At 61.6% G+C, this 11,363-nt stretch carries 10 protein-coding genes; 7 read left to right on the forward strand and 3 right to left on the reverse strand.

Going from position 1 to position 11,363, the window contains the following annotated elements; all coding sequences use genetic code 11:
• The first annotated feature begins 28 nt into the window (after positions 1 to 28).
• The 7 genes from pqqF (at position 29) to HBH25_RS18540 (ending at position 7,648) form a co-directional block, all read left to right on the forward strand.
• Positions 29 to 2,503, forward strand: coding sequence for a pyrroloquinoline quinone biosynthesis protein PqqF (pqqF, locus tag HBH25_RS18510; protein ID WP_168085414.1), 2,475 nt, complete (start codon positions 29 to 31; stop codon positions 2,501 to 2,503).
• A 132-nt stretch (positions 2,504 to 2,635) separates the two neighbouring features.
• A complete protein-coding gene (pqqA, locus tag HBH25_RS18515) occupies positions 2,636 to 2,707 on the forward strand; it encodes a pyrroloquinoline quinone precursor peptide PqqA (protein ID WP_168085465.1) in 72 nt (23 codons plus the stop codon).
• Positions 2,708 to 2,773: 66 nt separating this feature from the next.
• Positions 2,774 to 3,685, forward strand: coding sequence for a pyrroloquinoline quinone biosynthesis protein PqqB (pqqB, locus tag HBH25_RS18520; protein ID WP_168085415.1), 912 nt, complete (start codon positions 2,774 to 2,776; stop codon positions 3,683 to 3,685).
• A gap of 8 nt (positions 3,686 to 3,693) precedes the next feature.
• Positions 3,694 to 4,446 carry a pyrroloquinoline-quinone synthase PqqC gene (pqqC, locus tag HBH25_RS18525; protein WP_168085416.1) on the forward strand — a complete coding sequence of 251 codons (753 nt, stop codon included), beginning with the start codon at positions 3,694 to 3,696 and terminating at the stop codon, positions 4,444 to 4,446.
• Positions 4,443 to 4,718: a pyrroloquinoline quinone biosynthesis peptide chaperone PqqD gene (gene pqqD / locus HBH25_RS18530; RefSeq protein WP_168085417.1), complete on the forward strand. Its 276-nt coding sequence runs from the start codon at positions 4,443 to 4,445 to the stop codon at positions 4,716 to 4,718. The genes pqqC and pqqD overlap by 4 nt, the downstream gene beginning before the upstream one ends.
• The gene (pqqE, locus tag HBH25_RS18535; RefSeq protein ID WP_168085418.1) at positions 4,690 to 5,847 is read left to right on the forward strand and encodes a pyrroloquinoline quinone biosynthesis protein PqqE; all 1,158 of its coding nucleotides are present in this window, start codon (positions 4,690 to 4,692) and stop codon (positions 5,845 to 5,847) included. The genes pqqD and pqqE overlap by 29 nt, the downstream gene beginning before the upstream one ends.
• Positions 5,813 to 7,648 carry a S9 family peptidase gene (locus HBH25_RS18540; RefSeq protein WP_168085419.1) on the forward strand — a complete coding sequence of 612 codons (1,836 nt, stop codon included), beginning with the start codon at positions 5,813 to 5,815 and terminating at the stop codon, positions 7,646 to 7,648. The genes pqqE and HBH25_RS18540 overlap by 35 nt, the downstream gene beginning before the upstream one ends.
• On the opposite strand, the gene HBH25_RS18545 is transcribed toward HBH25_RS18540, so the two are convergent.
• The 3 genes from HBH25_RS18545 to HBH25_RS18555 all read right to left on the reverse strand — a co-directional run bounded on the left by HBH25_RS18545 (position 7,645) and on the right by HBH25_RS18555 (position 11,331).
• A complete protein-coding gene (locus HBH25_RS18545; RefSeq protein ID WP_168085420.1) occupies positions 7,645 to 7,803 on the reverse strand; it encodes a YqaE/Pmp3 family membrane protein in 159 nt (52 codons plus the stop codon). The genes HBH25_RS18540 and HBH25_RS18545 overlap by 4 nt on opposite strands.
• A gap of 367 nt (positions 7,804 to 8,170) precedes the next feature.
• Positions 8,171 to 9,946: an acyl-CoA dehydrogenase C-terminal domain-containing protein gene (locus HBH25_RS18550; RefSeq protein ID WP_168085421.1), complete on the reverse strand. Its 1,776-nt coding sequence runs from the start codon at positions 9,944 to 9,946 to the stop codon at positions 8,171 to 8,173.
• A gap of 98 nt (positions 9,947 to 10,044) precedes the next feature.
• Positions 10,045 to 11,331, reverse strand: coding sequence for a GGDEF domain-containing protein (locus tag HBH25_RS18555; RefSeq protein ID WP_168085422.1), 1,287 nt, complete (start codon positions 11,329 to 11,331; stop codon positions 10,045 to 10,047).
• Positions 11,332 to 11,363: the final 32 nt, after the last annotated feature.

Raw genomic sequence — 11,363 nt, forward strand, 5'->3', positions numbered from 1 at the left:
GTGCCTGTTGTTTTCGGATCGGATCCCTATGTCTGCTGCTTATCCAGCTGCCGGCGAGACGCTCGTGCTCGACAACGGGCTACCTGTACGTATCTGTCACGAACCGCGCCTCAAGCGTGCGGCTGCTTTCTTGCGGGTGGATGCCGGTAGCCACGATGTCGACCCCGCCTGGCCTGGCCTCGCTCATTTTCTTGAACACCTTTTCTTCTTGGGTACCACGCGGTTCGCAGGCGACCAGGCACTGATGCCGTTCGTTCAACGCCAGGGCGGGCAGCTCAATGCCTCTACCCGTGAGCGAACCACTGATTATTTTTTTGAAGTACCGGTTACCGCGTTTTCAGGGGCACTGGAGCGGCTATGCGAAATGCTCGCTAACCCGCGGCTGAGCATTACCGACCAGCGCCGCGAACGCGAAGTGCTGCATGCCGAGTTCGTCAGCTGGGCCCGCGACCATCAAGCCCACCACCAGATGTGGCTGACCAGCCCGTTGTCCGCTCGGCATCCCTTGCGGGCGTTCCATGCAGGCAACCGCTACAGCCTGCCCCTGGAACGCCCGGAATTCCAGGTTGCCCTGCGCCAGTTCCACCTGGACCACTACCACAGCGGGCAGATGACCCTGACCTTGGTAGGGCCGCAGCCTGAGGAGTATTTGGCCCGGGTGGCACAGCGGGCGTGTGCGACGGTTCCTCGCGGAAAGGCTCGCCCGCGCCCCGCACCGCCACCCCTCAGCGACGTTACCGGCGAAGCGCAGCCACAGGCCGCTGGCGCCCGCTTCAACCTGGCCTTTGCCTGTACCGACCTGCCAGAGGCCGCGCCCCAGGCCATCGCTTTTTTCACCACATGGGCCGTTAACGCACAGCCCGGTGGCCTGCAGGCCGAACTGCTGCGCCGCGAGCTGATAGAAAGCCTGCAAGTCAGCGTGCCGTACCAGTATCAAGGCCAGGCACTGCTGGATTTCGAATTCACCCTCACCACCCAAGGGCAACAGGCCCTGCCGGTCATCAGCGCCCTGACGTTCGACTGGCTCGAATTTTTCGAAGCGGTTGATGACTGGCCCATGTTACGTGAGGAGTACGCGCTGCTGCACAAGCGCCAGCGCCTGACCAGCGGCGCCTTGGACCTGGCCCGGCGCTTGGCGCAGCCGGAAAGCCACGGGGCCTTGCTGGACGACCACGGCCTGGCTGCCCTGCGTAACCTGCTGTCCCAGTTGCGCCCCGAGCGCGTGTTGCATCCCGTCCCTGATGCTGCGCAGGCCGGTACACCTCTGATGCCGACCGCCCACTGGCGCTTGCCGCAGCGCAACCGTTTCCTGCGCCCCAACCGTCGCCCCGACCAGCCTGTGGGGGATGCCCGTGCCATGCGCTATGCGCCAGGTGTGGACAGCAGCGCCCACGAAGCCGAGCTGCTGCTGCGCTGGAACACGGGGGCCTCCCAGCAGACCGGCCTGTGGCAAGTGCTCGACCGGGGCTTGCAACGGACCGTGCATGAAGCGCAGCAAGCAGGCGTGAAAGTGCTGTTCACCCGCCTGGGTGAAGATTGGCAACTGCGCCTGAGCGGCATCAGCGAACCCATGCCTAGCCTGCTGGAACACTTGCTGGCCACGCTCAACGCGCCACCGCCCGAAGTATGGCGTGCGGCCGAACCCTTGGCGCGCCCGGTGCAAACACCTATTCGTGAACTGTTACGCCAGTTGCCGGAGCACTGCTTGGGCACTGCCCGTGGCCCTGCACGCCAGCACAGCGAAGAGGTACAACCCGGCAAGTTGCAGAAACTCTGGAGCACAGCCACTTGGGAAGGCCTGGCCGTAGGTTTTGGTGAGGCCAACCGTAGCGCACTTAACCAGGCCTTGCGTGCCATGCCGGGTATTCCTGACGCGTACATGCCTGCGCGTGCCCGCCGCATGCAGGGCAAACGCTGGAACGTGCTGCCCACTCCAGGTGGCGAGCATGCCTTGCTGCTGTTCTGCCCGGCCCTGCCGGGGTCGATCAGCGAAGACGCCGCCTGGCGGCTGATTGCCCAGATCGCCCAAGCGCCTTTCTACCAGCGCCTGCGGGTAGAGCTGCAATTGGGCTATGCAGTGTTCAGCAGCTTCCGTCAGATCGCCGGTGTGCCAGGCCTGGTGTTTGGTGTGCAATCGCCCGGTACTGACCAGGCTGCCCTGCTCAACCACCTCGAACACTTCCTCAAGCAGTTGCCACGGCTCATCGGCAACCTGGGCAGTGAAAAGCTGGTGGGCCAACGCCAAGGGCTGATCAACCGACTCAAACCTGAGGAAATGGAAACCAGCCAGCTGGCCGATACGCTTTGGCAGGCTCACCTGGGTGGCCACAGCGAACGCTATCTCAACACACTGCAGCAGGCCATGGGCGAGCTGCGTTCGGCGGACCTGGTCAGCGCAGCCTGGCGCTTGTCCAACGCTGAACACGGCTGGCTGGCACTGGCCAATGGGGGGGAGGCGCCTTCGGGCTGGGATACCGCCAAGGGATTCTTACAGGAACCGTAAAGGGGTTTTCTTCATTCTTCACCGTTGCCTGGCAACAGTTTGAGTACAATGCGCTCTGAACTTACAGGAACGTCCGCGCACGGGTGCGGACTAAATCCTGCACCCCCTGCGTTCTGACCGAGGATCATGCCCATGTGGATCAAGCCTGCTTACACCGACCTGCGTATTGGTTTTGAAGTGACCATGTATTTCGCCAACCGTTGATAACGGCTTGGTGATACAACGCCCCGGTTCGCCGGGGCGTTTTCATTTCTGCTTTGAGGGGCCCTTATGTACGTTCAAATCCTCGGTTCTGCAGCGGGTGGCGGCTTCCCCCAATGGAACTGCAACTGCCCCAACTGCCGAGGCCTTCGCGAAGGCACCCTGCGCGCCACGGCACGCACACAGTCCTCCATCGCCTTGTCCGATGACGGCGTGACCTGGATTCTGTGCAACGCCTCCCCGGACATTCGTGCACAACTGCAAAGCTTCGCGCCCTTGCAGCCTGGCCGTGCCCTGCGAGATACCGGCATTGGCGCGATTGTGCTGCTAGACAGCCAGATCGACCACACCACTGGCTTGCTCAGCCTGCGAGAAGGGTGCCCACATCAGGTGTGGTGTACCGACATGGTTCACCAAGACCTGACCACAGGCTTTCCTCTGTTCAACATGCTTAGCCACTGGAATGGCGGCTTGCAATGGCAGCGTATCGAGCTTAGCGGCAGCTTCACCATACCGGCCTGCCCAGCCCTGCGCTTTACCCCATTCCCCCTGCGCAGCGCGGCGCCGCCCTACTCGCCGCACCGTTTCGATCCCCACCCCGGTGACAACCTGGGGCTGATTGTGGAAGACCTGAACACCGGTGGGCGCCTGTTCTATGCACCTGGCCTGGGCCAGGTCAACGACGAATTGCTGGCACGCATGGCCCAGGCCGATTGCCTACTGGTGGACGGCACTCTGTGGGAAGACGACGAGATGCAGCGTCGCGGTGTGGGAACACGTACAGGCCGGGAAATGGGCCACTTGGCACAGAACGGCCCTGGCGGCATGCTGGAAGTGCTGGACGGGCTGAACGTACCGCGCAAGGTGCTGATCCACATCAACAACACTAACCCCATTCTGGACGAAGCCTCACCCGAACGTGCCGAGGTTGAACGGCGCGGGGTGGAAGTCGCGTTCGACGGGATGAGCATCGAGCTATAGGAGGCCTTGTGAACAACGCTGCAATGACCCCGGCGCAGTTCGAGCACGCCCTGCGTGCCAAAGGCGCGTACTACCACATCTACCACCCCTTCCATGTGGCCATGTACGAAGGCCGTGCTACCCGTGAGCAGATCCAGGGCTGGGTCGCCAATCGCTTCTATTATCAGGTGAACATCCCGATGAAAGATGCGGCGATCCTCGCCAACTGCCCAGACCGGGAAGTGCGCCGCGAATGGATTCAGCGCCTGCTGGACCACGACGGTGCCCCGGGTGAAGACGGCGGTATCGAAGCCTGGCTGCGGTTGGGCCAAGCCGTGGGGCTGGACCCTGACCAGCTGCGTTCCCAGGAGCTGGTGCTGCCGGGCGTCCGCTTTGCCGTGGACGCCTATGTGAACTTTGCCCGTCGCGCCAGCTGGCAGGAAGCGGCCAGCAGTTCGTTGACCGAACTGTTCGCCCCGCAGATCCACCAATCGCGGCTGGACAGCTGGCCAGCCCATTACCCCTGGATCGACCCAGCCGGTTATGAGTATTTCCGTACTCGCCTGGGGCAGGCCCGGCGAGATGTGGAACACGGCCTGGCGATCACCCTGGAACACTACACCACCGCTGAGGGCCAGCAGCGTATGCTGGAGATCCTGCAGTTCAAGCTGGATATCCTGTGGACCATGCTGGATGCCATGACCATGGCCTACGAACTGAACCGCCCTCCTTACCACAGCGTGACCCCAGAGCGGGTCTGGCATAAAGGCATTCCCCTATGAGCTTTAACCGCCACCTTGTGCCCGCCTGGCGCCCAGGCTACCGCTTTCAGTACGAGCCGGCCCAGAAAGGCCATGTGCTGCTGTATCCCGAAGGCATGATCAAGCTGAACGAAAGCGCCAGTGCCATTGGCGGGCTGGTAGATGGCCAGCGCAGCGTGGCTGCAATCATCGATCACCTGACGGCCCAGTTCCCCGGCGTACCTGAGCTGGCCGACGACGTGGAAGAGTTCATGGAGGTGGCACGTGAGAAACACTGGCTCCAGCTTGCCTGAGCCGGCGGCACCGCCCATCGGCCTGCCGTTGTGGCTGCTGGCAGAGCTGACCTACCGCTGCCCGTTGCAATGCCCGTACTGCTCCAACCCACTGGATTTCGCAGCACAAGGCCAGGAGCTGACGACCCAAGAGTGGTTCCGGGTAATGGCCGAGGCGCGGGAGATGGGCGCGGCCCAGCTGGGCTTCTCCGGCGGCGAGCCGCTGGTGCGCCAAGACCTGGCCGAGTTGATCGGCGAGGCGCGGCGCCTGGGCTACTACACCAACCTCATCACCTCGGGCATCGGCCTGACCGAAGCCCGGCTGGACAGCTTCAAGGCGGCAGGCCTGGACCATATCCAGATCAGCTTCCAGGCCAGTGACGAAGAGGTGAACAACGCCTTGGCAGGCTCGAAAAAAGCCTTTGCGCAAAAGCTGGCCATGGCCCGAGCGGTCAAGGCCCGTGGGTACCCGATGGTGCTCAATTTCGTGACCCACCGGCATAACATCGACCGCATCGACAGCATCATCGAGCTGTGCCTGGCGCTTGAAGCAGACTTCGTTGAGCTTGCCACCTGCCAGTTCTATGGCTGGGCCGAGCTGAACCGGGTAGGCCTGTTGCCCACGCGCGCGCAACTGGAGCGCGCCGAACGCATTACCAACGAATACCGTGCACGGCTTGAGGCCCAAGGCCACCCGTGCAAGTTGATTTTCGTCACACCTGACTATTATGAAGAGCGGCCCAAGGGCTGCATGAATGGCTGGGGCAGCATTTTCCTGACCGTCACGCCGGACGGCACGGCCCTGCCCTGCCACGGCGCGCGCCAGCTACCGGTGCAGTTCCCCAATGTGCGCGAGCAGTCCATGGACGACATCTGGTATCGCTCCTTCGGATTCAACCGTTTTCGTGGTTTCGACTGGATGCCCGAACCCTGCCGTTCCTGTGACGAAAAGGAAAAGGACTTTGGCGGTTGCCGCTGCCAGGCCTTCATGCTGACCGGCGATGCCAGTAATGCCGACCCGGTGTGCGCAAAATCCGCCCACCACGGGGTGATCCTCGCTGCACGGGAGGACGCCGAACGCAGTACCACCCCTATCAACGGGCTGACCTACCGAAATGAGCGAAACTCAAAAATCATTGCCCGCGGCTAATGGCCTGGATGCCAACGCTGTAGTCGCGGCCGGGCGAGACTTCGCCGAACTGGCGGTGAGTGAAGCCGGCCTGTTCTGGAATGAATACCGCCCTGAAGAGGGCGCCTGCCGCCTGTACCACTGGCGCGAGGGAAAGGCACACTGCCTGACCCCAGAAGACATGAGCATACGCAGCCGAGTGTATGAGTACGGCGGTGGCGCCTTTTGTGCCGGCCCAGCGGCACTGTACTTCGTGAATGAGCGTGACCAGCAGGTGTACAGGCAGGCCGTGACCGGCGACAAGGCACCCGAGCTACTGAGCAAGGGCGGCTGTCATTACGGCGGGTTAGCCTGGCACCATGGGCTGGTACTGGCGATAGAAGAAACGCCAGCCGAACCTTACCCCCAGCACCGGCTAGTAGCGCTGGATGAGGTGACCAGCGAACGCCAGGTACTGGCCGAAGGCGCTGATTTCTACGGTACTGGCGTAATCAGCCCCGATGGCCAGCGCCTGGCGTGGGTAGAGTGGAGCCGACCTGAACTGCCTTGGACCCGTACCCGCCTAATGTGCGCACAACGGGACGCCACGGGCGCATGGCAGGCGCCGCGCTGCATTGCCGGGAACCGCGCCCACGAAGCCCTGCAACAGCCGCGTTTTACCTCTGACAACCGTTTGTACTGCCTTAGCGACCGTAATGGTTTCTGGCAACCTTGGGCGGAAAGCCCTGAAGGGTGGGCGCCACTGCTTTCCCCCGAGGCAGACCATGCCACGGCGCCATGGCAACTGGGCACTAACAGCTGGTGGCCGCTTGAGAACCACAGCTATGTGGCCACTTGGTTTGAAGATGGGTTTGGCAAGCTCGGGCAGGTTGACGGCGAAGGTGCCTGCATACGCTATGGCGCAGCGTACACGCGCTTTAGAAGCGTCGGGGTGGACGCTGAATACCTCTACGCCATCGCTGCTTCAGCGGTCCGGCCGCCTGCCGTGATTGCCATCGACCGTGCCAGCGGTGCGGTGGAGATTCTGGCAGGCAGTGAGCCGCTGTTGCCGGCCGAGCACATTAGTATGCCCAAGCCGTTTACCTACCCCAGCGGTGACAGCCAGGCCCACGGCTTTTTCTATCCCGCGGCTGGGGAGGCAACCGATGCGCCGCTGCTGGTGTTTATCCATGGTGGCCCTACTTCCGCCTGCTACCCGGTTCTGGAGCCCCGTATCCAGTTCTGGTGCCAGCGTGGGTTCGCTGTAGCAGACCTTAATTATCGCGGCAGCAGTGGCTATGGTCGCGATTACCGCATGGCGCTCAAGCACGCTTGGGGCATAAGTGATGTAGAGGATGCGGGCAATGCGGTGGCTTGGCTACGCACTGAAGGTTGGGCTGGCGGCACCCATGCGTTTATCCGAGGCAGCAGCGCTGGTGGCTACACCACGCTCTGCGCATTGGCGTTTCTTGATGTCTTCAGTGGTGGCGCCAGCCTGTACGGCGTTAGCGACCCTGCGGCCTTGGCACGGGAAACCCATAAGTTTGAGGCGGACTACCTGGATTGGTTAATCGGCGACCCCGACCTGGACGCGAGCCGCTACGCCGAGCGCACGCCTTTGCTGCATGCGGACCAGATCCGTGTACCTGTGATTTTCTTCCAGGGCGAGCTGGATACCGTGGTAGTGCCAGCGCAAACCGCTGCCATGGTCGCTTCACTGGAGGCTAACCAAGTGCCCGTACAGGTGCACTACTACGCGGAGGAACGACATGGCTTCCGCCAGGCGCGAAACCTGGCGCATGCCTTGGAGCAAGAGTGGCTGTTTTACAAAGGGCTGCTTTAACGCTTGGCAATGATGTAGATGGCATGAACGATGCCAGGGATATAACCGCACAGGGTCAGCAGAATATTCAGCCAGAAGGCGCCGCCGAAACCGACTTGCAGAAACACGCCCAGTGGGGGCAGCAGGATGGCGAAGATGATGCGAATAATGTCCATGAGGGGTACTTCCTTGAAGGGGTATACCTCACAGACCCCTGTGTGCCGCTGCGGTTCAGCGGTTGTCTTGCTACCTCCCCCTACATGCCATGCCGTGTAACCATTGCATGATTTGGGAAGATCAAGAAACAGCGCTATAGCTGCCTGGCCAGAAACAAGAAACCCCGCCGAGGCGGGGTTTGCAGACTTGTATCCCTGACATCCTTATCATTCCGCCAACCTTGGCAGTAATCCCTATCGTGTCCCTTTTCTGTTCGGCGCTTCCTGCGCTACGTCCATGTGCTCAAGATACTCAACGCAGCGGCAGGCGCCAATCAGCTATTGCCACCACTGCGTGTAGGTGATGGCTTACAGCGTGTAAGCCGGCTCAGAACTGTTCTGCCTCCAGCAGATACAGTGACGCGCTGCCTGCTTTTACCGAAGCGGCCAGGGAATGAATACGTGGCAGCAGGCGGGCGAAATAAAAGCGTGCTGTGCCCAGCTTGCTGGCATAGAACGCTTCGCTGCCACCGGCCAGGGCCGCCTTGGCCATGCGAGCCCACATATAGGCATAGGCGGTGTAGCCAAAGGCCTGGAGGTATTCCACCGACGCGGCCCCAATTTCTCGAGCATCGCCTGCGGCACGGTCCAGCACCAAGGCGGTAAGCGCGTCCAGGTTATCCAGCGCAGCCAGTAGCGGCACGGTAAACTCCGCCTCTGCTGGCCCGGCGTTGTTGGCAAAAGCCCGCACCTCGTCAGAGAAGGCTTGGTAGAACGCCCCGCCATTGCCTACAACCTTGCGCCCCATCAGGTCCAGTGCCTGAATGCCGTTGGTGCCCTCGTAGATCTGAGTGATGCGCACATCGCGCACCAGCTGCTCCTGCCCCCATTCACGGATATAACCGTGGCCACCGAACACCTGCTGGCCATGCACCGTGGTTTCAAGCCCCGCGTCCGTCAGGAAGGCCTTGGCCACCGGCGTGAGCAGGGCCACCAGGTTTTCAGCCCGTGTGCGTTGCGCGGCGTCCTCGGCATACTTGGCCACATCCAACTGCATGGCCACATAGGTAGAGAAAGCACGCCCACCTTCGTTCATGGCTTTCATGGTGAGCAGCATGCGGCGCACATCAGGGTGCACGATGATAGGGTCTGCCATCTTGTCCTTGGCCTGGGCGCCTGTGGGGGACCGGCTCTGTAGCCGCTCACGGGCGTAGTCCACAGCGTTCTGGTACGAACGCTCGCCTGAGGCCAGCCCTTGGATGCCTACGCCCAGGCGTTCGTAGTTCATCATGGTGAACATGGCCGCCAGGCCTTTGTTTTCCTCGCCTACCAGGTAGCCCTCGGCCTCGTCGAAGTTCATCACGCAGGTGGCCGACGCCTGAATACCCATCTTGTGCTCGATGGAGCCACAGCTGAGGGTGTTGCGCGCGCCGAGGCTGCCGTCTTCGTTGACCAGGAACTTGGGCACTAGCAGCAGTGAAATACCCTTGGGCCCAGGCGGTGCATCAGGCAACTTGGCCAGTACCAGATGGATGATGTTTTCGGTGAGGTCATGCTCGCCGCCGGTGATGAAGATCTTGGTACCTGAGACCTTGTAGCGGCCATCGCCCTGAGGCACGGCCCGGGTGCGAATGATGCCCAGGTCCGTACCGGCGTGAGGTTCTGTTAGGCACATGGAGCCCGCCCATGTACCTGCATACATGTTTGGCAGGTACTGCTGCTTCAAGGCTTCACTGGCATGGGCGCTGATGGACAAGCAGGCGCCAGACGTAAGCATGGGGTACAGACCGAAGGCCAGGCTGGAGGCGTTGATCATTTCCTCCACTTGCGCAGAAATAGCCTTGGGCATACCCATGCCCCCGAACGCCGGGTCGCCGCCTACCCCTACCCAGCCGCCTTCAGCGTAGGTTCTGTAGGCTTCGATAAACCCCTTCGGCGTTGTGACCACAGTGTCTGCGTAGTGGCAGCCCTCTTCATCAGCTGCACGGCTCAAGGGCGCGATGGCCGTGCCGGCCAGTTTGCCCGCCTCTTCAAGCACGGCCATGGCGGTTTCGGCGTCTACAACCTCCGCCAGTGCCGGCAGGCTGGCCCACATGGCCGGGGCTTCGAACACTTCCTCAAGGACGAAGCGCATATCGCGCAACGGGGCTTTGTACTCGGCCATGGGCAACCTCACAGAACGCCAGAAGAGAATGACGCCAGTGTAGCCCAACAACGCATCAGAGCTGTAGCGTCATTGCGTGACCGTAATAAATAAATTGGTCACGCCGCATTGCTCTTTCTTACTGCTCCCCTGCGCGCCTGGCCATGGGCAACAACACAATTGCGACCGGCTCCTTTTGCCGCATAAAGCGCCTGGTCGGCAGCCTTGAGCACTTCGTCCGGGCTGCGTTGTTCCAGCTGCCGTTCTGCCACACCAATGCTGATAGTGACAGACACCTGCGACGCCGCGCTGGCCCCACGGCGTTGGCGCCCCTGCTGGTCATCCGTCGGCCGGTCCGCATCACGCAAATGAATCACGTAGGCGGCGATCATGCCGCGCACCGCCTCCAGGTGCGGCAGGCACTCTTCCAGTGTCTTGCCAGCAAATACCAAAGCAAATTCCTCACCCCCATAACGGTAGGCACGGCCGCCTCCGCTGACCTTTGCCAAACGGCTTGCGACCAGCTTGAGCACCTGGTCGCCCACGTCGTGCCCATGGGTATCGTTGAACCGCTTGAAATGGTCCACATCGCTCATGGCAATGACATAGTTGCGACCCAGGCGCTGCAGCCTTTCGTTCAAGGCACGCCGCCCAGGAAGGCCGGTTAGCTCGTCCCGGAAGGCCATTTGGTAAGCCTCGTGGGCTACTGCCGCGGCAATGATCAGCATCACTTGGCTACACATGATGTTGAGCGTGAACGGCAGAATGAATGTTTGCGGCAGCATCCAGAACAGGCCTATCAGCCCTACGATCTGCGCAGCATGCAGTGGGCGGGGGCTGCGTACGTACTGGGCACCGAGTACTACGAACATGATGAAGAACAACGGGTAGGCCATCTGGATCAGGCTCATCCACTGGCCATGCAACGCAGGCCAGCGAATTTCAGCCAGCCAGTTCAACAGTGCCTGGGGGAAACTTTGTTCGAACCCCAGCGCCACACCCCCTACCGCCATTAGCACCGCAAACCGGGCCACCATGTCCTGAACAAGGTGCGTGCGCTCCTGCCATGCACCAAACAACCCATACAACAGGGGCAACAGCAGGCAGCACAAATGGAACACCACCGCGGCGTCTTCGCGTACCTTCCCATGGTCCCGGTAATAGTCGGTTTGTGTATCCAGCAGGAAATACGCCACGTACACCGTGACCATCAGAAACAGTTCCCGCTGCCTTCGGTATACCGCGCAGTAGGTGCCCCCCAGCAGCAGTACCAAGGTGGGCAGCACATTGAACAGTGACGTGAAAAAAGTGCTCAGGTCGCGCACGTAGGCGGCGCCCAGGCCTGCCAGCAACAGCAGCACCGAAGGCACGAAATGGCTATAGCGAACAGCAGATAAGCGCGACAAATGGACTGGCTCCGGCCCAGCAATGAAGTGTG

The organism is Pseudomonas quercus, assembly GCF_012033695.1.
Taxonomy (GTDB): domain Bacteria; phylum Pseudomonadota; class Gammaproteobacteria; order Pseudomonadales; family Pseudomonadaceae; genus Aquipseudomonas; species Aquipseudomonas quercus.

What these genes read in the sequence shown, in the direction of transcription:
- HBH25_RS18540 (WP_168085419.1), top strand. Translation starts at nt 5,813, where the DNA reads ATGAGCGAAACTCAAAAATCATTGCCCGCGGCTAATGGCCTGGATGCC.
- HBH25_RS18550 (WP_168085421.1), bottom strand. Translation starts at nt 9,946, where the DNA reads ATGGCCGAGTACAAAGCCCCGTTGCGCGATATGCGCTTCGTCCTTGAG.
- pqqF (WP_168085414.1), top strand. Translation starts at nt 29, where the DNA reads ATGTCTGCTGCTTATCCAGCTGCCGGCGAGACGCTCGTGCTCGACAAC.
- HBH25_RS18545 (WP_168085420.1), bottom strand. Translation starts at nt 7,803, where the DNA reads ATGGACATTATTCGCATCATCTTCGCCATCCTGCTGCCCCCACTGGGC.
- pqqD (WP_168085417.1), top strand. Translation starts at nt 4,443, where the DNA reads ATGAGCTTTAACCGCCACCTTGTGCCCGCCTGGCGCCCAGGCTACCGC.
- pqqB (WP_168085415.1), top strand. Translation starts at nt 2,774, where the DNA reads ATGTACGTTCAAATCCTCGGTTCTGCAGCGGGTGGCGGCTTCCCCCAA.